Source organism: Bacillus sp. AY18-3 (genome assembly GCF_008042305.1).
Classification (GTDB): domain Bacteria; phylum Bacillota; class Bacilli; order Bacillales; family Bacillaceae_G; genus Bacillus_A; species Bacillus_A wiedmannii.
Genome location: NZ_QKQR01000024.1, coordinates 42606 through 66756 on the forward strand (window position 1 = coordinate 42606; position 24151 = coordinate 66756).

15 protein-coding genes are annotated in these 24151 nt (G+C 30.9%); 11 read left to right on the plus strand and 4 right to left on the minus strand.

Annotated features, from left to right (window positions below; all coding sequences use genetic code 11):
* Nucleotides 1-107 precede the first annotated feature (107 nt).
* From DM800_RS19980 to DM800_RS29305, 11 genes are all read left to right on the plus strand, one after another.
* On the plus strand, nucleotides 108-1151 hold the full coding sequence (locus tag DM800_RS19980; protein ID WP_147787434.1) for a Fic family protein: 1044 nt from the start codon (nucleotides 108-110) through the stop codon (nucleotides 1149-1151).
* Between the two features lie 856 nt (nucleotides 1152-2007).
* Complete coding sequence (locus tag DM800_RS19985) at nucleotides 2008-3516, plus strand: spore germination protein (protein WP_147787435.1); 1509 nt, start codon at nucleotides 2008-2010, stop codon at nucleotides 3514-3516.
* Nucleotides 3503-4606: a GerAB/ArcD/ProY family transporter gene (locus tag DM800_RS19990; protein ID WP_147787436.1), complete on the plus strand. Its 1104-nt coding sequence runs from the start codon at nucleotides 3503-3505 to the stop codon at nucleotides 4604-4606. Before DM800_RS19985 ends, DM800_RS19990 begins: the two co-directional genes overlap by 14 nt.
* Nucleotides 4603-5730 (plus strand): Ger(x)C family spore germination protein, encoded by a 1128-nt coding sequence (locus DM800_RS19995; protein ID WP_147787437.1) that lies wholly within the window; start codon nucleotides 4603-4605, stop codon nucleotides 5728-5730. Before DM800_RS19990 ends, DM800_RS19995 begins: the two co-directional genes overlap by 4 nt.
* Before the next feature lie 414 nt (nucleotides 5731-6144).
* On the plus strand, nucleotides 6145-6822 hold the full coding sequence (locus DM800_RS20000) for a papain-like cysteine peptidase (protein ID WP_088065113.1): 678 nt from the start codon (nucleotides 6145-6147) through the stop codon (nucleotides 6820-6822).
* 652 nt (nucleotides 6823-7474) lie between these two features.
* Nucleotides 7475-8224, plus strand: coding sequence for a sugar phosphate nucleotidyltransferase (locus DM800_RS20005; protein WP_147787438.1), 750 nt, complete (start codon nucleotides 7475-7477; stop codon nucleotides 8222-8224).
* A 20-nt stretch (nucleotides 8225-8244) separates the two neighbouring features.
* Nucleotides 8245-10314, plus strand: coding sequence for a glycosyl transferase (locus DM800_RS20010; RefSeq protein ID WP_147787439.1), 2070 nt, complete (start codon nucleotides 8245-8247; stop codon nucleotides 10312-10314).
* A gap of 82 nt (nucleotides 10315-10396) precedes the next feature.
* Nucleotides 10397-11356, plus strand: coding sequence for an NAD-dependent epimerase/dehydratase family protein (locus tag DM800_RS20015; RefSeq protein ID WP_147787440.1), 960 nt, complete (start codon nucleotides 10397-10399; stop codon nucleotides 11354-11356).
* A 28-nt stretch (nucleotides 11357-11384) separates the two neighbouring features.
* A complete protein-coding gene (gene rfbG / locus DM800_RS20020; RefSeq protein WP_147787441.1) occupies nucleotides 11385-12473 on the plus strand; it encodes a CDP-glucose 4,6-dehydratase in 1089 nt (362 codons plus the stop codon).
* Nucleotides 12474-13539: 1066 nt separating this feature from the next.
* Nucleotides 13540-14655: a response regulator aspartate phosphatase gene (locus tag DM800_RS20025; protein ID WP_147787442.1), complete on the plus strand. Its 1116-nt coding sequence runs from the start codon at nucleotides 13540-13542 to the stop codon at nucleotides 14653-14655.
* Nucleotides 14655-14816 (plus strand): hypothetical protein, encoded by a 162-nt coding sequence (locus DM800_RS29305; protein WP_179955697.1) that lies wholly within the window; start codon nucleotides 14655-14657, stop codon nucleotides 14814-14816. Before DM800_RS20025 ends, DM800_RS29305 begins: the two co-directional genes overlap by 1 nt.
* Before the next feature lie 642 nt (nucleotides 14817-15458).
* Here the strand turns inward: DM800_RS29305 and DM800_RS20030 are convergent.
* The 4 genes from DM800_RS20030 to DM800_RS20055 all read right to left on the minus strand — a co-directional run bounded on the left by DM800_RS20030 (nucleotide 15459) and on the right by DM800_RS20055 (nucleotide 23854).
* Nucleotides 15459-15794, minus strand: a complete 336-nt coding sequence (locus DM800_RS20030) for a hypothetical protein (RefSeq protein ID WP_147787489.1) — start codon at nucleotides 15792-15794, stop codon at nucleotides 15459-15461.
* A gap of 1551 nt (nucleotides 15795-17345) precedes the next feature.
* Complete coding sequence (locus DM800_RS20035; RefSeq protein WP_147787443.1) at nucleotides 17346-17894, minus strand: fascin domain-containing protein; 549 nt, start codon at nucleotides 17892-17894, stop codon at nucleotides 17346-17348.
* Nucleotides 17895-18149: 255 nt separating this feature from the next.
* On the minus strand, nucleotides 18150-20759 hold the full coding sequence (locus tag DM800_RS20045; protein WP_147787445.1) for a putative mucin/carbohydrate-binding domain-containing protein: 2610 nt from the start codon (nucleotides 20757-20759) through the stop codon (nucleotides 18150-18152).
* A gap of 1112 nt (nucleotides 20760-21871) precedes the next feature.
* The gene (locus DM800_RS20055; protein WP_147787446.1) at nucleotides 21872-23854 is read right to left on the minus strand and encodes a methyl-accepting chemotaxis protein; all 1983 of its coding nucleotides are present in this window, start codon (nucleotides 23852-23854) and stop codon (nucleotides 21872-21874) included.
* Nucleotides 23855-24151 lie beyond the last annotated feature (297 nt).

Consider the following 24151-nt stretch of genomic DNA (forward strand, 5'->3'; position numbering starts at 1 on the left):
TCAAAATCAAAACAAAAATGTCGTTATTTTACAATGATGTCGTGGAATACCTTTAGAATGGAATGATATATGCAACAACGTGTTAAGGGGTTACAGGGGGAACAAAAATGAGAGACTTTTTTGATGATAAGTATAAAAATATTGAATTAAAAAGGAGGTTAATTAATTTAATAAGTGAAATTAGCGAATTCAAAGGAAAATTAGCTGCTTATCAGGAACAAAATCCTGACATATTTAATAGTTTAGAAAAAACTATACCACTACATTACATAAAAAATTTCACTACTATTTATGAGGATATAAAAGTTCCTAATAAAAGATTAAAAGAACTTATTTTAGATGATATAGTACCTCAAAATATTTCGGAAGATGCTATTTTTTGTTATTATCAAACACTTTCTTTTGTACATAAAAACTCCTGTACTTTATCAATTAATCCAGCAACTATACAGGAATTACATTTTCAACTAATACATTATCTTACCTCTGACAGTGCCAAATGGCGTGAAAAACCTTTTATTATTCCAGGTATTCCTGAGCATGGAATGCACTTGAATAGTTACCGCATTCTTCCACATGAACTCATTCCACAGTTTATGGAGCAATTATGTGATCAATACAACTCATTAAATACTAGTAAGGGGCTACATTCGCTTTTATTAATAGCTCGTTTTATATTAAATTTTTATTGCATAGTCCCTTTCAATCAAGGTAATAGCAGGCTAGCATTTATGTTAATGCAGTTGTTGCTAATTAAGAGTGGACATACATTTGTAAAATATGTATGTTTGGATAAGTATATTAAGAAAAATGAATCCGAATATTACAATTCGATTTATAAATCTTCGGTAAATTGGTACTGCGAGGAACATAATAGTAGCTTTTGGTTAAAAACGTTTTTAACTATTATATTAGAGGCTTACAAAGATCTGCATAACACCGTTCTAGATTCTATATGTAAACATACTAAAGTTGAGAGAATTCAGGATTTTATACTTAAACAAAAACAACCCTTTACTAAGGAAAGTATTCGTAACACATATCCAGACATTGCAGAGAGTACAATTAGTAAGGCTTTAAATTCCTTGCAATTATTTGGCCATATTAAGCTAGTTACAAAAGGAAGAAACGCAAAGTGGACTAAAGTTTGACCATACTTTTACAACTCTTACGGTTCAAAAATTCAATTATAACGTTATCAATGGTTTTCATGACTTTGGGCTCAAATTCATTGAATTTCATTTTAATTTTAGGCTATTATTACTTTAGTTATATCTAATTCCTACAAAACATCTTATAGGAAAAGGTACGTTTCCCTCCACCTTTTCCTATAAAAATATTGGGTATCAACGTAGAAAAATTGTCGAAAAAAGTCGTATTTTAATATTTTTTCTTTATTTTCTGGTTGTAAACGTTTCATTTTCATGTTACCATCTTAATCAAACAATAGAGGGTAATAAAAATGAAAGTAATTCTTTCCCTTAGAAGCATATAAATGTACGGTAACATCAAGAAAATAAGGCCAAAGAAATATTTGATACCTACCAAAATAACCAATAGGAATTTTGCACATTAATTTTTCTATTAATTCAGAAAAAAACATTTTGTCCCTAAACAAAATTTTTTAGCATGCAAAGTTCAAATACACTAGAACACCCAAATAAATGTAATGTCCTTTTTAATCGAGCATTAAGGTATGAAAAAACAATTCTTCCTACAAAATTCAGCTAATTAACTTAAAGACATCTAAATTACTACCTTAATTATCCTCTATTGTTGACAATATATTTACCAACTATGAAAAAGAGCCTATCAAGGGTTCTTTTTTATTATAATCATTCAAATTTCAATTCTATCTTGATACTTAGATTTCCCCACAAATTACCTCTACTTTTTTGCTCTCAATTATTAATTCCAATTCCCAATTTGTTTAAATTTGTGAATAAAATTCCATCTTATAAAAATAATAAATACAACTAATCGTTATATATTAAAGAGGTGTCAATTTTGTCCTTAAATGAAGAGGCCTTAGAAACTAAAACAGATAAAAACATTGAAAAGATCCAAACAAGTAACTTAAAAGAACTTAAAAATACATTAGATAATATCTTTGATATTAGTGCAGATTTAATTGAACACCCTTTGCAATTAAAAACAAACACAAATATTTTACTATATTACTTTGAAGGCCTTACTGATGGTGTCGCTTTAAAAGGCAATGTTGTTACACCACTATTACAAGAAGTAAATGAAGACAGTCAAATATTTAATTCTAATATTATTGCTACTCATACCAAAATAGTATATACATGGAATGAAATTAAAGAAGGATTACTTGAGGGTCAATGCGTTCTATTTATGGAAGGAGAAAAGCGGTCACTTCTAATAAATACAAAAGGCTGGGCAGAAAGAGCAATTCAAGAACCAATTTCAGAAGTTACTATTAAAGGATCCCATGATGGATTTATTGAAAATGCCACAAAAAATATAGGCTTAATCCGTCGATATCTTCCTTCTACAGAGTTAAAAATCAAAAAGCTGACGATTGGAGAACGGGCCACTTCTTTAGTCTATTTAATTTACTTAGGTGATGTTGCGAACGCAGATGTAGTCCAAGAAATAGAAAACAGAATCTGTAGAATTAAAACAGATGCAGTATTAAGCATTGGCGAGCTATCCAATTTTACAAAGGATCAAAATTGGTCTCCTTTTCCACAAGCTTATTTAAGCGAACGCCCAGATGCTATTTCAAATCATATACTTGATGGAAAAGTAGCAGTGTTAATGGATAGATCCCCTGGCGCAATGATTGTTCCAATGAATTTAATTGGATTCTTTCAAACTCCAGATGATTATAATATTCATTGGCTCGTTGCATCATTTTTTCGCTTATTACGATTTGCAGGATTTATTATAGCTATTTTTTTACCAGCATTTTATATAGCTATAGTCTCTTTTCACTTTGAAATCATTCCTATAGATTTATACACTTCTATTGCAACGTCAAGAGTCAAAGTCCCTTTTTCTCCCTTATTGGAAGCTTTTATAATGGAAATCACGCTAGAAATGCTACGTGAAGCTGGTATTCGCTTACCACAACCAATTGGACAAACTATTGGAATTGTTGGAGGGATTGTAATTGGACAGGCGGCTGTTCAAGCAGGTCTTGTTAGTAACGTTATGGTTATTATCGTATCTATTACAGCCATTGCTTCATTTATTGTTTCTAATTATGATTTATCAAGTTCTATACGCCTTATTCGTTTTCCAATGATGTTATTAGCTTACTTTTATGGGATTGTAGGTATTGTTAGTGGATTAATGCTCTTATTTGCTCATTTTGTTTCACTAACTTCCTATGGTTCACCATACGGATTGCCAATAGCACCGTTTCGTCTCCTAGAGTTAAAAGATTCTTTTGTAAGATTTCCTATTTCTATGCTTACCAGCCGCTCTAGTACAGGTCAGCCGAAACAAAGAAAGAAAAAAGAAGGTGGTTCACATGGGGAATCTTAAATTCCAAAAAGTAACTTTATTCGAATTTATTATTTTCATTCATTCACTGCAACTTGCATCTGGTATTTTAATTATGCCAAGCCCACTTGCTACTACGGCTGGTACAGATGGCTGGATTTCAATCATTCTTGGATGGATAGCTACTTCTATAATCGGCGTATTTATTATATTAATGTTACAAAAAAATCCTAACAAAAATTTCTCACAAATCTTAAAAACTTACTTTGGTAAATGGATAGGGACAATTCTTTTTCTTTTATATGCCTTTTATCTATTTTTTGCTGGCTTTAATACTTTATTAAAGGCAACTGATATTGTAAAAGTGTGGATATTCCCTTCCACTCCTGCTTATCAAATCACCATATTATTACTATTACCTTTTATTATTTTAGCTCTGAGTGGGTTAAGGGCTCTTACTAGTTATTCTATGCTTGTTTTCTTCTTCACTACTTGGATGCCACTATTTCTTCTTTTTTCACTAAAGAGTAACTACAACCCTTTACACCTACTACCTATTTTTAAAGAGGGATTATACCCTATTTTAAAGGCAACAAAAGAAACTATTACTCCTTATGCTGGCTTAGAAATTGCATATTATATATATCCGTTCTTACAAAAAAAACAAAAGGCCATAAAAGGACTACTAATAGCTAATACTGGAACCATGATTTTCTATCTATATGTGACTATTCTTTCTTATATATACTTTAGTCCCGAGGGGATAAAAGACGTAATTTGGCCCGTATTTCATTTGTTACAAGGGGTTCGTTTTTCTTTCATGGAACGATTAGAAATTATTTATATCGCTTACTATTTAATTGTATTCTCCACTACTTTATATCCTTATTTATTTTTCAGTTTTGAATCTATGACCATATCACTTCAAAAAAACGCCCGAAATTGGGCGCTGCTTGCTTTTATGTTATTTATAGTTGGCCTATTTATTTTCCTAAATCCCGATGTGGATCAATATTTGTTTATATATTCTCTTCTGGATATCTTAAATACCATTTTCTTTATTCTATTACCGATCTTATTTTTCGTTTACAGTATTCTTTTTACTTGGGTTACTAGGAGGAAACAACTTTGATTCGAAAATGGATATGGATTGTAATTTGTTGTGTATATATAATTGGTTGTAGTCAGAGAATTCCTCTTGAGAAGGTTTCATTAATCCTGTTAATCGGCTTGGATAGAACCCCTAATGGAGACATAAAAGTTGGAACAAGCATACCACTCTTTCATCATAAACAGCCAAAAAGTACTATAGAACATTGGACACAAGCATCAACTGTGTATACTGGATTCAGTAAGATAGATACGAAGTTAACGGGCTATATGACAGCTTCCAAAGCTGAAATCATTTTAATTGGGAAAAAATTAGCGCAAGAAACAAATTGGTTGCAGGAACTTGATTCTTCTTACCGTGATCCTTACGCTACCATTAATGCTAAAGTAGTACTTGTAGATGGACCTGCAGAAGAAATTTTTAAAATTCATAAGCCTAGTAAACCATCACTATCATCTTATATAAACGGTGTAATCGAATCCTCCATTCAAAATAACCAATCCGTCTCTTCTACAATTCAACAATTAATGAGAGAACAAAATGAAGAAGGAATGACGCAAACTGTTCCAATTATCAAAAAAACAAAGAATGAAATCGACACAGTAGGAATTGCATTTTTAAATCGCCGAGGGAAATATTTAACTCATCTCCCTAAAAAAGATGTTAAATTTTTCAATCTTATAAATAAGCCAAAGAGTAACGGCCGAATGATACTACACCTTGCGCTTCCTCCTAAAAAATCCAACAAAAAAACAAACACTTCTATCTTCGTACAGAACGCAACAAGGAAGGTAGATGTTACTTTTCAAAACGGAAAGTTTGTATTTAATCTCGATATCAATGCCAATGTAGCTTTAATAGAAAAAACCAATCCGAATTTAATTAAGGGGCACTATGATAATAAAAAAAATATAAATAATTTAAAAAGTGCTATTCAAAAAGAAATTAATAATAATTTACAAAATATATTAAATGAAATACAGCAGAATAAAATTGATCCAATCGGATTATCCCTATATGCTAGAGCCTATCAATATAAAGAGTGGAAAAAAGTAAAAGGAAATTGGTTGCAAGCGTTAGCAGAGGCTAAAATAAATGTAAAGACACACGTCAAAATAAAAGACACTGGGACCATTAGAAATTAGTCTGGGATTTAATAGCATTTCTTAATGGAATTATCCCTCTTCAATAATTATTATGTAAAAGATGCTAATTCAAAGAAAAATCTACTGGTTAAATGCTAACCAATAGATTTTTCTTTTTATCTAAGGATTTTTTTAAAAGGATTACAATTTTACTACAGTAAACAAGGACAGGTTTCTAATTTAAGTTACTGGAGAATATATAACCCTCGTGTAATATCCCTACTACTTTCATTCCAATGGCAACTCCATGATATAACATCAAAGATGAAATTTCTTAACTTAGTAATTTTATCTTTTTAAGTTTGTACGAATGTCTTAGCTCTATATACTTGGATATATAGGTCCACATCAATATATTACTGCATCATATACTGAACAGATAATTTAAATTTTTTTATAAAAAGGATGATGAGAATGAACCTAGAAGATATACAAAAATCCTATAGCGTAATTGTAAGTTTAGGAGGATTGTGTCAAGTTACCAACCAAACCAAAAGGCACCATCTAAGAACATTTTCTGGACCTTTAGATTGGTTTTATTATCCATCACTTTCAGATGTAAACAGATTACTTCAAAATCGATTTGAAAAATTTATGAAGTTGGAAAATATGGTCATAGAAGGGTCAGAAAGTTACGGTCTTATTGAATCAGAATTTGATAATCAGACTAAATGGGCAGAACGAATTACCTACTGTATAAAGGACACTTATTATAATTGTTTTTCAATGCATGACTTTCCTATTAACTCAGATGAGGATTGGAAAGTAATCTATCCTTCTTTTAAAGCTAAATTAGACACTAAAATTAATCGATTCCTTGAAAAAATAACTAGTAGTGAATCCATTTTATTCATTAGAATTTGGGGAAATCGAGATGAAGCAGTTGAATTACAGAACGTATTATCCAAAATTACAAATAAAGATTTTAATATTCTTATCGTTAATTTTAAGGAGGGTTTATCTAATATTGTTGAACAAAATTGGGGCATACCGAGGGTTTGTTCAATTGAACTCCCACGTTATCAGGATAGATGGGAAGGTGATGATTCCGATTGGGATTATATTTTAAATAAAATAGCATTAACTTATTAATTTTCTTTTTACTTTTCACATAATTTTGTCTGTAGATTAAAATAGGCGTAGAGAAATAAAATTCCCCTCTAATTGATACACACTTAATTCATTATCCGTTCATATAATAATAAGTCCTTCTTTATAGGATCAATAGTTCTTTACAAAATTAATTCCATGACTAGAGCACCTTTATGCGGTGCTCTTTTTTAGATTTCTAGAATGTAAAATGTAATATTTGTTCACTTTTCCTTTAAATAGTTAATTTCTTTGAAATCATTTATACAATCAGTATATTCTGCTACATAGTATGTTCATGACTACTTACTTCCATACTTTATCTTATTTTCAGTATAATTTTATCTTCTTAGATTTTTCATTATAAGCTTCTTCAATTCCCCTAATTCCCCTCCCCCTCTTTTATCTTACGAACAAGCAATTTCTTTCATTAGTATTAAATAAAACTAAAGCATTAATTTTTAAAATAACCTAATTTACATACAATTGATGATAAACTACAGTGCGTATTCTCCACATTTAATCAGCATTTGAATTATAAATTTAACATATTTTTTGTAGTTGATTGTCATTATGGTACAACTGTGTATACATTTATCAAACAAGCTACATAGTTTAAATTAGTAAAATATATAGAGAGGAAGGAAATAGATCTATGAAAGTCATAATTTTGTGTGGCGGAAAAGGGCTTCGGATGCAAGGAATTTTAGAGGACATTCCCAAACCATTAGTTCGAGTTCAAGGAAAGCCTCTCCTCTTGCATATAATGAATTGGTATAGAAAATATGGACATTCTGATTTCATTTTGCCCTTAGGATATAAAGGTGAGAAAATTAAAGAATATTTTATGGATTTTAGCTGGAAAGAGAATGACTTTAGTTTGAATTTTAAAACCAGTCAATATACGCTACTTCAGGAATTAGACAATTGGAATATACACTTTATAGATACAGGAATTGATACACTGACCGGGGCAAGACTAAAAAAACTTGAACCCTTTGTACAGGGTGAAACCTTTTTATTAACTTATGGCGATGGATTAGCCAATATAGATATTGATCAACTAATAGCATTCCATAAAGAAAAAGGAAAAATTGCTACATTAACTGGAATTAAAAAGAATAGTCAATATGGCCTATTGGCGGTTGAAAATGGAATTGCTATTGATTTTAAAGAAAAACCATTACTTGATGAAGTAATTAACGGCGGTTTTTTTGTATTTAACAAAGAAATATTTAATTATTTAGGTAATAGTGATAATTGTGTTCTAGAAGAAGATCCTCTCCGAAATTTAATAAAAGATAATGAGCTGGCAGTCTATGAACACAATGATTTTTGGGCTAGTGTCGATACACCTAAAGATTTAAAAACCGTAGATGAAAGTTGGAATCCTAATAAATTTTAGTAGAGAGGACTGAATAAACATTGAGCTTTAATGATAAAAAAATAAGTTTACCTCGATTATATATCCCCTCTAATGAGAAAATAATTAACCCGCTTTCAACAGAAATTAAAACTTCAAATCTCTCCCCTAAAAATACTCAAAAACAAATTAACCCTCAATTCTATAATCAACAACATGATCTAAATAATCATTTCTGTGTCATTGTAGGTAGTGAATATGTCTTGAAAATCATTGCCTTACAGCAATCATTAATGCAGTACTCAGAAAAATTTACATTGTGGATTTGTTGTATAGATCCTTTTGCATATTCATTATTAAAAGAAATGAATCTCATTAACGTAAACCTTTTACAAGTTGAAGAATTAGAAGATAGTGAACTAAAAGCAATTAAGAGAAAAAGAAAAGTAAATGAATATTGTTGGACTTTAAAATCTGTCTTGATAGAATATTTATTGGTAAATTACCATTTACCATCTATTCTATATTGTGATGGTGATTTATGCTTTTTCTCTGATCCTAATATTATTTTTGAGGAATGGGGTGAACATTCTATTTTCCTTACTCCCCAAAGAGATTGCGATTGGGTAGAAAAAATGTACGGCAAATATCAGGCTGGTCTAATTGGATTTAAGAATGATCTCTATGGACTAAAGAGTGTAAGGTGGTGGAAAAATAAATGTATAGATTGGTGTAGTGCCGAACCTGAGGAGGGAAAGTTTGGCGACCAAAAGTATTTAGATTATATCCCTATCTATTTTCCCAAAGTAAAAATTTCCAATAACTTAGGTATAAATGCTGCGCCTTGGAACTGTATATATAATAACGATTACAAAATTGACAAGAGTAACAATGATGTACTTATTGAAAATGATAAACTAGTTGTTTACCATTTTGCATGTATTACTATCTTTACTGAAAATGATTTTGATCTATGGTCTTTGGGAGCAATTTCAATACCAAACAATATATTAAACCATATTTACACTCCTTATTTAGAGAGAATCCAATTTGTTTTAAAGCAATTAAAAGAAAAATTCAATAAAAATACAAAACAATTTTTAAGTAAAAAAGATATAAATGAAGCTCAAACCTTATATAAAGATTCACAATTAAGAAGAAAAATGAATCAATCCAATCATTTTATGAACTTTTCTATGATTATAAGTAAAGAACGATTAATTCAGGGATTGACCTCTTATTATTCCTTAGAAAATCTCGACACTAAATTTACTGTATGGATCTGTTGTATGGATGATTCAACTTACCAAATATTAGAAAATTTAAAATTAAAGCACGCCATACTCATTCCAGTAAAAGATATTGAAAATCATGAACTACTCAGTATAAAAAATGAGAGGAATTTACAAGAATATTGTTGGACATTAAAAGCACCTCTTTGTCTACATGTCCTTAGTCTTTATCCCGAAGTTGATCACATTATATATTGTGATGCTGATATGTATTTCTTTACAGCACCTAATATAATTCTGGATGAATGGTGGAAATACTCTGTATTCCTTTGTCCTCAAAGAAGTTCCACTGAAATTGAAAACATACACGGTATATACCAAGCTGGTTTAGTAGGCTTTAAAAACGATCAAAATAGTAAAGAAATTTTAACATGGTGGAAAGATAAATGCCTAGAATATTGCAAAAATCATTATGATGTTGAAATGAATAGATGGGGTGACCAAAAATATTTAAATTACATTCCTAACATTTTTTCTAATATAAAAATCATGACTCACAAAGGTATTGATGCAGCACCTTGGAATGTTATTCTAAATAGCAGTTCTATATCAAAGACAGATAACAAAGTTCTTATTGATCAAGATGAATTAATAGCTTTTCATTTTGGAAGTATGCAGATTATTAATCCAAATGAGTTCGATTTATGGAAACATGAAACTTTAGAATTACCTCCAGCAATTTTAGATCATATATACATTCCTTATATTGAACAATTGAACAAGACATGCCATATCCTTCAAAATACTTTACAAATATCCCCATTCCCTTTATTTGCTGACCAAATTGATACAACTACAATAAAAAATTATTTTAAATACTCCTCCCCTCATCACAGCTAAGACTGATATTCTCCTTATGTTAATATAAGTAAATTTATTCCATTAACTAAAAATACATCTTAATAAAGGATAGATTATCACTATGATTACTTCATTTAAAAATAAAACTTTTCTTATTACTGGTGGATACGGTTTTATTGGTTCTCACTTGGTACGAAGACTTTTAAATTTACAAGCAAAAATTGTTCTTTTGATAAGAACATCATCCAATTCTTGGAGACTGAACGATATTCTAAAAAATATTGAAACCTATGAAATAGATATACGAGATAAAAAACAAGTACAAGATGCAATAAAAAAAGTTAATCCGGATTATATCTTTCACCTGGCTGCCTATGGTGTAAATTCTGCCCATACAGACTACATGCATGCTATAGAAACAAATATTATAGGAACTTGTAACATAATTCAGGCAGCTAAATTAGTAAATTGTAAAAAAATTATTCATATGGGCAGTAGTTCTGAATACGGCAATAAAATGGAACCTATTCATGAAAATATGCTACTAACACCTGTGGATATCTATGGAAGTACCAAGGCTGCTGCTACTATACTCGCCCATCAAATTGCTAGCGAAAACAATATTAATCTTATAACACTAAGACCTTTTGGCATATTCGGAGAGGCCGAAGAGCCACATAAAATATTCAGCTATATTATCTTGCAAGTATTACAAAACAAAGATGTAAATTTAACTTTATGCAATCAATTAAGAGATTATTGTTATATAGAAAATATAATAGATGCCTGTATCCTAGCGGTAGAAAATACTACTGTACAAAATGAGATCTTTAATATCGGGAGTGGTACCATTCATCCTTTAAAGTATTATGTAGAATTATTATTCAAACATTTGAACACCAATTCCAGACCGAATTACGGTGCAATTTCCTCTAGAACAAATGAAAGATGGATTCCTGAAGCAGATGTTCACAAAATTAAAGAATCTCTTTCATGGGAACCTAGAATTAATATTGAAGAAGGAATTATTAAAACTATTAATTGGTATAAAAATAATTCACATTTATATCTAATCCCCTGAAAACATTGTACTAAAGGAGTTGGATTAATTGTTAAACAAAAACTTTAATAATGCTTTTTACGGAAAGAAAATTTTAGTTACAGGACATACTGGTTTTAAAGGTTCTTGGTTATCCCTATGGTTAAAGGAATTGGGCGCTACTGTAATTGGATATTCATTAGATCCTAAAAATAAACATGATAACTTTAATGTTACCAATCTTCAAAATGATATAATAGATATTCGCGGAGATATAAGAGATTTTAGTAAACTAAATACAGTTTTTACAGATTATAATCCTGAAATTGTATTTCATCTAGCTGCACAACCTCTAGTTAAATATTCATATGAATATCCTAGAGAGACATACGAGGTAAACGTTGTAGGAACTATGAATGTACTAGAAGCAATTCGATTACATGAATCCGCTAAAATAGGAATTATGGTGACAAGTGACAAGTGCTATGAAAATAAAGAATGGCCTTGGGGTTATCGTGAAATTGATCCTATGGGCGGTCATGACATATATAGTTCAAGTAAGGGATGCTGTGAGCTTTTAATTTCTTCCTATCGAAATTCTTATTTTTCAGAAGAGAAATTTTCTCACCACAAGAAAATAATTGCAAGCGTTCGAGCTGGTAATGTAATTGGTGGCGGTGATTGGTCAATAGATAGGATTATTCCTGATTGTATACGATCACTAGAATCGAATAAAAAGATTATTATTAGAAACCCTACTGCTATTAGACCCTGGCAACATGTACTAGAACCTTTAAACGGATATTTACTCCTCACAGAAAAAATTATTAATAATGGTATTATTTTTTCAGGCGCATGGAACTTCGGACCATCCCTAGACAATATTGTTTCAGTAGAAAAATTAGTGACGAGTTTACTAGATATTTGGGGTTACGGGGATTGGACAGCAGAAAATATGGGTCCAATGAATTTTCATGAAGCAAATTTACTAAACCTTGACATTAGTAAAGCAAAATTCAAGCTTAATTGGCAACCGAAGTGGTCCCTACAACAAACTTTAGAAAATACAATAGAATGGTATAAACAATATAATTCTTACACCAGTACAGAGATGCTAAATTTATGTGTTAACCAAATCAAGCAATATTCTATGCTTTGAACTATCCCCTCTTACTCATAATCACTGCTTGTTCCTTAAGGAGGAAGTCTTTTTAGCTAAAATAATAAAGGACACATTAACTTTTATAGTCTAAATTATGAACCTACTATACCTAGAATCATGTGACTGCCCATTAGCAAAGATTATATTTCTTCGGTTATTTCAAATCACTCATAGACATTATACTGAAGAATAAAGGAATCACATATTGTGCTAGTGATTCCTTGGTTCAGAGAGAATAATGCCTTACTTTAACGACAATACAGTATATGAACTTATTCATTTATTTGTTCTAGTTATGAAAAAATCTTTTCCTATCAAAAAAGCTTATTTTAAAGAAAAACTTCCTATCTTCTTCAACTTATCCTATCAGAAAAGCAAACAAGGTAAAAATTCCGATAATTACACTGAACTTTAACAAATTTATACCTATCCCCTTCTTATAGCTACTTCACCAAAGCTCTTGCTTATATATGGAGTCTCTCGTTTACTTTCACCAATGGTGATAAATTCATGAACTGCTTATTCTATACCCAAATAGCTTTAAAAATCATCTTTTCAGAACAATTAAAGGAGATTTTCTCTTTTATGCACCTTGTCCCCTACCAGTCTTTAATTCACCTTTAATCAACTACAAAAAAATCCTTAAAATAGTACAACTTCTTTATTAATTCACAAAATTTTTAAATACCTAAACTCTAAATATTAATACTCGTTATATAATGAAATCAAGCCATAAGTAAGATAGTTTCCCTGTTACGAATAATGAGATAGTCTGTTTCACTTTTTTAGATTACCTCAAAAAACTTGTAGGAATTCCTACAAGTTTTTTTGCGTACTTTGTTCTCTTCTTATTTACATACGCAAAGTTTATACATTTTGTAGTGATTCTTACTATAGTACCAAATAAAATAATTTGAATTCTAAGTACATTCGACATAAATTGATTATTTTTTATGAATTTTATTGAAAAAATTGTAAAACACCTCCATTTTTCCTTCTATTTTGCTATGATAGTTACAATTAAATAAGATTAAGATATTTCTATAGGATGGAGGAGTATATAGTGAGTGTTTCAGTAAAGGGAAATGAGCAATTAACCTCTCTATTGAACGACTGGTATCGATCTATGCTATCTCAACAAGTTATAAAAGCTACTAATCTAAAAAAGAAAATTGATGAAAAAATTAATAAGTTAAGCATTGAGTCAAATCAAGAACGTCAGGATCAAAATTTGTTACTATATTACTCACTACTTGAATTTCGTTACACAGTCTTAACAGATAGCCTCGGTATTCAACAAAATAGTTTTGATGCTATTAGTGATTACGATATGCCTACAGACCATTTTCTACGCTTCTATTATCACTTTTTTAAATCCATTCATTCCACTTTTATATCAAGTTTTACTGAGGCAGAGGAACATTATAAACTGGCAGAAAAGATATTAGTAGACATTCCAGATGAAATTGAACACGCTGAATTCTACTATAGAATTGCTACTTTTTATCACCATACCTATAACATGCTCGCTTCTATCGAATACGCAAATAAATCGAGAGCAATCTTTTCAAAGTATGAAGGTTATGAAGTAAAAACAGCCTTTTGTAATAGTTTGCTAGGAGGTTGCTGTATCTATTTAAAGCAGTACGAACAAGCAGAAGAATATCTGCATTATGCAATTGAATTACTACAAAAGAATAAGGAAGAAGATTCCTTGTTATTCGTAAAAAGTACTTTGGGATGGCTGTATTCTAATCAAAGTATGTCTACGTTAGCTATTCGTCACCTTTCAGAAGTAACAGAGAAAATCCCTACACACTTTAAGGCTATCTTCCTACAAGCTAAGGAGCATTATAAATTAGGACAACAATCAGCAGCTAGCAAACTCATTGATAAGGGATTACAGATTTGCAGAGGAATTCATAACGAAGAATACACACACCACTTCTCTATTTTAAAAAGATTAAATGGGAATATTCCACTAGAAGAATTAGAAAAAATCATTCAAGAAGGAATCTTATACTTTGAGCAAGAAGAATTATGGGAATATTTTGTCGAATACGCCGAATTATTTGCCACAAAATGTAGACAATTAGAGAACCACCAAAAGGTAAGTGATTATTTCCATATTTGTTATCAAGCAAGACGAAAATCATTCGAAAAAGGAGTGTTAAAATAATGAAAAAAATCAGCCTATTATTATCGGGTATTGCTTTTATTGGGATTCTAACGGTGGGAATTTCTCAGTTTTATAAAACAGATCAGCTTGCAACCCATGGACATTATCCGGCTCCTTCATATAGTGTTGGCGATCATGGTGGTGCACCACAACAAAATTAATATAAGTGTATGTAAAGCCCCTCCATTTGGAGGGGCTTTACATATCAAAATTTATTATTCTTCAGAAGGCTTTAAGGGCTATATACAAGCAAGTACCGTTTGGGATATGGTAGATCATTTCGCAACGCTATATTCCGGAACCGTTATTCGATGTTAGACTTTTAATCCCTTCTCTCCTAATGCTTATAATGATCAATAGCTCACTGCCAATAATGTAATATCTATTGTTCAAAAAATAAACCACAAAATCTTTTGATTTCATGGTTTATCAAATATAAAGATAATGCTAAATATATACTCTAACATTACCTTCCCCAAAGTTAATTATAGAGTATTTTCTCAAAAAAGACACTCTTGTAGTGTCTTTTTTATATTATTTTGATTTACTCCCATCTTACTTTTGTTAAACTCATATATGTAATAATGCATATTTTTTAGATTGTATATTATGATATACTCTCATTGTGAGCTGATACATAATTTCTTTAGATTGGAAAACTAAAACCTCATTTACCCAATTTGGGGGCGCCTTATGGCGTCTTTTTTTTGCTATTGAAGTAAAAAACAGGACCGTAATATCATTGTTTAAAAAAATTGTATACATTAACAAGAATTCCGCCTACTAACTCTTATTTTTTGTGGCTATTTATTTGTTTCAGCATAATAATTTTTCATCTCGTATATGCAATAGACAATGATAGCTAAACTCCAACTGACACCATAGTAATCATGTGTGTAGAAATCATAACCTGCCTTAATACCTTTTTCCATTACAACTAACGTAAATCCTAACGCCACCCACTTGTTAATTTTCATCTTAATATACGTTATCGCTATTATTATTAAAAATAAAATATTTGTAAGGTAGTTTATCATTAGCTCATATTTTTGAATGTATACTGCCATTATATAAGCAACGATATTAGTCGCAATGCCCAAGGCAACCACGGCTCTCCAAATCCTTTCCGAAATTCCCACTCCTGATTCAGTCCCTTCCTTAATCACATTCTTTTCCTTAATTCGTTCCTACACCCTATTCAAGGTATGCTGTATTATCCTTGTCTGATGAATATCTAATTATCTTTTCATATAGTGCAAACAAAATTTCCTCTCATAATTTTCTCTTTATTAGGCAAACTAGGTTTAAGCCGTTTGAACTAGCGGCTTCACTCTTCTGGTAATGGGGTAGTAAATTTATAGTAATTGACTAACTCATTCAGTCCATTGGCACTGGCAGGCGACAAAATTGTTGTCTGCCATTTTCATGTATACTTTTTCTGATTCCAAACCATATGTTTGCTGTACTGCTTTTGAAAAGAACGGTATTTGATTTTTGAATAAGTAAAAAAGATACAGCTCAGTCCACTTTTGGTATAGGACTATTTCTTTTTACATATACTATTTTTGAGCCTTTTTACCAATACGTGTTCTATCGGTGTCTTGAATTCCTCCTAAAAGGGGCGGCAGATACGACTGCATGCCCTTTTTATTTATACTGCTTTTCTATACCAATAAATAAATTGAAAACTAAAAATGCAATATTACATATTCTTTTCAGTCCATATTATGTTAAAATTTCTTAAGTTGTTTATTTCATAGTCGAATTATGATTTCGTATCTAATTCAGCAATATGTAAGCTGTATACCAAAAGAAAAGACACCCGAAAGGTGTCTTTTCTTCTTTTAATTTAAAAACATTTTTCTTTTTCAGGAAGATCCAATTACCTCAATAACCTAAACCCCTTATTTAAAGAAAGTTTGATCACGATGCTCCAAAGTTTTCATCTATATCAACAGATAAACAGTTCACTTCCAAATCATATCTCCACCAATATATTTCTTAAAGATTTTCTGTCTTGTTCTTAATTTTGTCAAAATCCTCATATAGCTACACAAAATATATATGCTATTATGTTTTTAAGAAACTATGCATTCCCTTAACCCTGTATCCGACCCTGTATTTTTTTACAGGGTCTTTGTTTATTTTATTTACTTTCATTAGCTTATAAGAGTTAATACACACCCCATTTCAATTAAAATCGTTTAAATGTTAGTTAGAATTTGAAATGATAAATCTATTAGCTTTTTTGACAATTATAATCTAATACTAGATTTCTAAATGTATACTACACTAAACATCAGTTAACACTATACACATAGTGTTAACTATATTAATTGAATATTAGTAATAGTAAGTATAAATATTATCAATTTACTATATCTTACATTTATGTAAAAATAGATGCATGTTAAGCTTTTTCAAAATCTTTCCCCTAATAAAGATTTGAAGTAGCATTTCATGATTCTCCTTACTGTTAATATGCCTTGAAAAAGAACCCAATAGGGTTCTTTTTCTTCTCATTATATCCTCCGTAATTACTTATTTAACATACAAAAAGGACTGACAATTACTTGCAGTCAGTCCTTTTTACACTTTAATATACACTTGTATTAAGTACTTAACTCTTTATTTAGCATGCATATGAACTAAACCAGTCATTATTATTTATATATAAAACACTTCAAAATTTAGAAATACACAATAACAAATCTTTCCCAACTTCCAGCTACATAACTATTAGCAGTTAATTCTCTACCACTATTTGCTGATATAAATCTACCATTACTTAACGCTTGTAATACATATATCCTATTGTCTCCACCATTATATAAAATAAATTTTTCCCATGCCCCAATTGATGTACGATCTGCTACTACTCTACCATTTGGCTCAAACGAAACGTACTTGCCATTACTTTTCGCTTTTAAAGCATACGTATATAATTCCCCAGTCGGAATTAATTCGAATTTCTCCCATTCATTAACTGCATTACGATTTGCTACTACATTGCCCGATGGCTCAGCAGAAACATATTGTAAATTTGCAGCTTGTATAGCAACAGTCCAGCTTCCATTAAATAGACTCACACCTTTTAGTGAACTTGCCTTTGATTGCTCGGCTGCCAATGCACCATTCGATGGGGTTATCATCATTATCATTAGAATCATTGGCAACACCATTAAAACTAACTTTTTAAAGATCTTATTACCATTTGCATGAGTTATGAACCTCTTCATTCCCATTCCTCCCTTAATATATATCACTCATATACACCATACCAAATATATAAAATTTTGTAATACAAGAGAGTCTTTATCAACAAATACCTTATTATTCTGTTTCTTTTTTCTCAAATCTATAGCACCTAAGCATCAATCAGTCCTCAAACATATTTTTAAAATTAATTTCACTTTATATTAAATAAAAGCCAAATAGCCGTTCATAATGAACGACTATTAAGCATTTAACTAAAAATTTGAATATTTTTCATGTTAATCTATTTTGTTTAATCCCGTTGAAGTAACTTGATAGATTCTTTTTTTGCCTATATATTCTTGTTTATTATTCTCAAGGTTAGTAAGTGTAGCCCGAGCCTTTTCATTCACTGCTTCTCCTTCTATATGGGTAAACTCAATATAATCTCCCACTTTGACTGGCACAGTTTGGCTTTCAGCAGTTTGCTGTTTATTTCCCACTATTTCCTTACTGTACACAACACTACCGGATGAATTCTGTACTTTGATACTCGCATACGTATTATTAAAATAAGAATGTGGTACGCCTGCTTCTAAATTCACCTGCATTTTCTCTGTTACCCTATTATAATTTACTTTTGCAATTTCGCTATCACTATATCCTTTTAAGGACCAACTAAATTGATTTCCATCTAAAACCGTTGTTTCTGGCATTTTTTCTACTTTCTTCAGACCTTCTTTTGTAACTTCGTACATTGCTTTTTTTCCAAAGCTTTCTTGTTTACTATTATCTACATTTGTTAAAGTAGCTCTATGCACACCTTCTAGATGTGTTAACTCAATATAATCTCCTACTTTAACTGGAACTTTTTGCGATTCAGCATTTTGTTGTTTGTTTCCATAAATGTTTTTATTGTATACTACTTTTCCTGATGCATTTTGTACTTTAATACTCGCATATGTTTCATTAAAATAATGATGCGGTACGCCTGCTTTTAAGTTCACTTGCATTTCTTCTGTCGACTTATTGAAATTGATTTTAGCAAACTCAAAATCACTTATTCCTTTTAGTGACCATGCAAATTGATTTCCATCTAAAATTGTTGCTTCTGGCATTTTTTCTACCTTTTTCAGGCCTTCTTTTGTAACTTCGTACATTGCTTTTTTTCCAAAGCTTTCTTGTTTACTATTATCTGCATTTGTTAAAGTAGCTCTATGCACACCTTCTAGATGTGTTAACTCAATATAATCTCCTACTTTAACTGGAACTTTTTGCGATTCAGCATTTTGTTGTTTGTTTCCATAAATGTCTTTATTGTATACTACTTTTCCTGATGCATTTTGTACTTTAATACTCGCATATGTTTCATTAAAATAATGATGCGGTACGCCTGCTTTTAAGTCAATATGCACTTCTTCTGTCGACTTATTGAAATTGATTTTAGCAAATTCGAAATCACTAATCCCTTTTAATGACCATGCAAACTTGTTTCCTTCTAAAATATTATTTACATTAGGTATATCTGGTTTAATTGGATTAGAATCTGTCCCCTTCCAAATCTCTGCTGTTAAAGTTGGATACCCTAGTGCAGCTACTTTTTGAATGGTATCGTTATTTGGACGTAATCCCCACTTCTCAAAGAAAGGTATCAAATTTTGTTTGGCTACTTTTGATGCCGAAATCATAAATAATTGTTTTTTATTTTCATCATTTTGTGGAAGTTCACTTGAAGACATGTCTCTATACAATTGATGCAATTTAGGATAGAAGTCCTCTCCATATGCTAACTGTAGTTGCCAAAGCATAACAAGCTTAACAAAAACATCACTAACTTCGTCATAATTTTTATTAGGTTGTTCTAAGTATTGAAATGCCTTAGTATAAGCACCCTCCTGTTGCAATCTAAAAGATTGATTAGATGTAAATGCTTTTTCTACAGAAAGGCTGTAAATATTATTTTGTACTTCTGTCATATTATAAAACTTCCATGGTGATTGCTGTCTCAAATGCCCTGCCTCATGCCAAGGACCCCAACCATCTTTTATAAATTTATTAATATCTAACACGTATTGAATTGCATCTCCTACATATGCAGTTCGATAAGAAGTCGCATACATATAATAATCTGGTGAATGATTTTCTTCTACGTAATGAATATAATGCTTGTCAGCTTGTTCTTCGGATAATCCAGCTATTTTGTCTTGAATTCGGGTAGCTTCATCCATCTTTTTTAAGAGTTGTACAGGATCTGTATTAGAACCTAGCAAATATTTCTTAACACGTGCAGGGCTGGCCGTAATTAATACACGTTCTCCTTTTAGCTCCACTGCATGTGCATTTGGATATTGGTTCAGCATGTCTATTAAATCTTGTTTTGTATGCTTGCCTAGTTCAAAGAGAGGAGTAGTCGTTCCACCAGTTGTGACTGTTGTTCGAATGGTACCACCTTGTTGTTTATTGTAAAAATAAATCATTCCTCCATTTGGAGATTGGATTGTGTTTATACCTGGTTTTAATGTAAATGATTTTATTTTAGAATCTTCTCTCCAAGAAGCATCATACGAATACGTTCCAATGTATGCTTGAATATTTTGATTTCCTTCCACATTAATCGTTATTTGTTCATTTGGCTTTGCATATAAACCAGTCGGTTCATATGGACTAAATGCCATACTTTTTCTTTCCTGTTGTTTCAGTACCTCTACATCCCCTTTTCCTGGTACTGTATATGTCCTGTTTTCTGATTTAACTGACTTTTCCTCTTGAAGTGATGTCGATATTTTATTTTGCTGCTGCGTTTCCTCTGCAATGATATTTGTTGTAGAAATCATTCCAGTTGCAAGCATAGTTACTGTAGCGGTGGCTGCAAGTATTTTTCTAGTTTTATGTTTTGAATTATTCTCCATATTATCTCCCTCATTTTTCCTTAATGCACTTAAGGATTTTTGTTTTTTTTATGTTTTTACACCCCAAGCTATTCATGCTATTTATGTTGTATCTTTTAGTCTATTTTTTTTCATAATAATCTCCTTTTCTTTAGTTATTATTGTATACAAATACTATTTGATGACACATTAAATAACAACTTTACGATAAACCCATCAATAACAAACTATTATGTTTTGATTCAACACCCTTAATTTCCATCTAATTGTATAAATGTATTCATTTGGCGAAATAAGTAAATAAATTTCAACATTTAAAGCTTATAATCTAGCAAAAAATTCACAAAAATTTTTAGATTAGCAAGTTGCTTCATTCTCTAAAAAACAAAAAAGGAATCCTTTACGGATTCCTTTTTGCCTTGCACTCTTTTTCAAATAGTGCATTTTTGCACCTACTTTTAGTATACCTTACAATTCTTATAAAATAAATGAGATTAAATAAAATTTACTTCTATATTTTCATAAAACATCATTATCCCTTATAATTTTACAGATAAAATAGCATATTTTTAATACTCATCTCTTAAAAGTTCCTTTAGTTGTTCCATAGCAATCTTTCGTGCATGTTCCTCACTATCTATCAAAGTTAATCCTTGTGATATATAACTCCAAAATTCATAACCACAATCCTCCATCCATCTATAAGCTTCCGTTGTATATAGCCCATCTTTTCTTCTAATAATTTAAACCTTATAGTTTTTACTTGAAGAAAAAAACTCTTGTATAACCTGTTCCATCTATAAAATATCCTCCTTAAATCTATTATTTTAAATTCTATTTTCATATAAACTCGTAATCGCAACCTCTTTTTACGGTAAATTACTGTAACTTTTTGAAAGGATAATATACCTTACATACTCCCGTCATTTTCTTGCTGTACTACCCAATGTAAATGCTGCTTCAACAATGAGAAATCCATTCCCATGTAAAGTTGCTTTTGGAATCATTGATACTAAATTCCATGTAGAATTCAAGTGAAAAAGGAGCAAATTAATTTGCTCCTTTTATCGTTATAAGATTTTTAACTTCTATCCTTTAACATACTACCTAGTATTCTATCCTAGACTCTGAACTTATATCTTAAATCCACCAATTAACTCTTGAAGTTCTTCTGCCATCTGTGCTAATTGTATCGCTGAAGAATTTATCTCTTCCATGGAAGCATGTTGTTCCTCAGATGAACCTGCTATCGTTTGCGTGCTTGAAGAATTCTCTTTAACAACGACTGCTATTTGATTAATCGATGTATCGACTTTCATTGCATCAGTTGTCATTTTATTTGACAGTTCCACCATACCATGCACTTTTGACACAATATCATTTGCAGATTTTGAAATCTCATAAAAACTTTGTTTTGTATCATTCGCAACCTGAATTCCCGACTGTACTTCTACTCCTACTTCATTCATGGCTTTTACAGTCTCATGTACATCTGCTTGTATTTCCTTAATCAAATTTCCAATTTCCATTGAAGATTCAGATGATTGCTCTGCTAACTTCCTAACTTCATCGGCGACAATTGCAAATCCTCGTCCCTGTTCTCCTGCTCTAGCTGCTTCAATTGCTGCATTTAATGCTAATAAATTTGTTTGTTCCGCAATGTTTTGAATCACATCTAATATGCTTCCGATTTGCTGCGATTTCTTATCTAATAATTTAATTACATTATCGGATTGAGAAACCGAATGATGGATAGACTGCATTTGTGTTACAGTTTGTTCTACTAATTGTTCACCCTCATTGGCTTTTTGTTTTGTGTATAAGGATGAAGCCGATACTTCAGAAGCATTATCAGCTACGCATTGAATGTTTCGTGTTACCTCACCAATTAATTTCGCTCCAGACGCCACTTCATTATTTTGAACTTCTGCACTATTCGATATTTCTTCCATTTCTTTTGTAATTTGTTCTGTCGCAACACTAGCTTGCTCTACGCTAGCGGTTAGTTCCTCAGATGAAGCAGCCACATGTCCTGCAGATGTGTTAATTTGAGAAATTATATTACGTAACGACTCTGCCATTGTATTGAAACTACCACCTAATTGACCAAGTTCATCCTTTGAACGAATATTTATTTTCTCAGTTAAATCTCCATGACTAATTCTTTGAGCTGAAATAACTAATTGTCTTAATGGATTAATAATAGATTTAAGAATGAAGAAAATTACAATTCCACCTAATAATAATGAAGCCCCTATTATAGTGAGCGTTTTATAAAAAATAGGATTGGTAGCTTCTTCAATTTCTTTCGTAGGCATTACGCCAGCTATTTTCCAACCTGTTTTTTTGTTTGTCTTAAAGCTTATGTTTCGATCCTCACCATTAAGACTATAAGTAATTACTCCAGCTTCTTTTTTGTACAGTTCATCAGCTAAAGATTTCTCTAATTTCTCACCAGGTTTTAGTGATGGATGAACAACTATAGTTTTATCTTGACTTACTATAGATACAAAGCCTTGCTTTCCAATTTTTATCATTTTGGATGTTTTTACGATATCATTAATATTCAAATCCACACCAATGACACCACTTTTATCAGCATTTTGCTTTGCAATTGCTATTACCATATTTCCCGTAGCTTTTGATTTATAGGGAGATGAAACAATAATTTCTCCATTTGCTTTTACTGCATCCTTATACCAACTACTTTCTAACGGATTAAACCCTTCTGGTATTTTCCCAACAGGTGCATGAATAAATTGATTGTTACTGGATGCCGTATAAATTGTTTCTATTTCTGGATGTAACTGTATATACTGATTAAATTTACCCTGTACATTTTGTAATTGTTCAGGATTATAATCACCTTGTGTAAGTAATTTTGCAAAATGTGTTATATCTGTATGCTTATTTTCTAACTCATCATCTACAATCTTATCTAAAATACTTACATTATCTTTTGCTGATTGTAGGATTGTTTCATTGAGATCTGTTTTCGACTCATCATAAGATGTTATTCCCACGATAAGACTTGGTATAATTAGTATTGCTATAAATGCCATTGACAACTTCGTCTTAAGCTTTATTTGCCCCAATCTTTCTTTTATATTAAGCACTATCCACTTCTTCCTTTCATTCTTACAACTGATATAGTTTATTTAATTGTTTGTCCCTTTATCTTTTCTACATTCATTTATGGTATCGTTCGAAATGAAATTATTAATACATCCATTCGATTGTATATTTACATATAAATGTTTTAAATTTCACGAGCAGAATTTTATCTACCCTCCTTTCGATTATTTTATTTTTCTATAGTAAGTAATTTTAAGGGTACGAATTATTCCAATAAACTGGATAAAACAAATACTACATTAAAAAAATGATTTGTGGCTTTGATTGGATAAAAAATT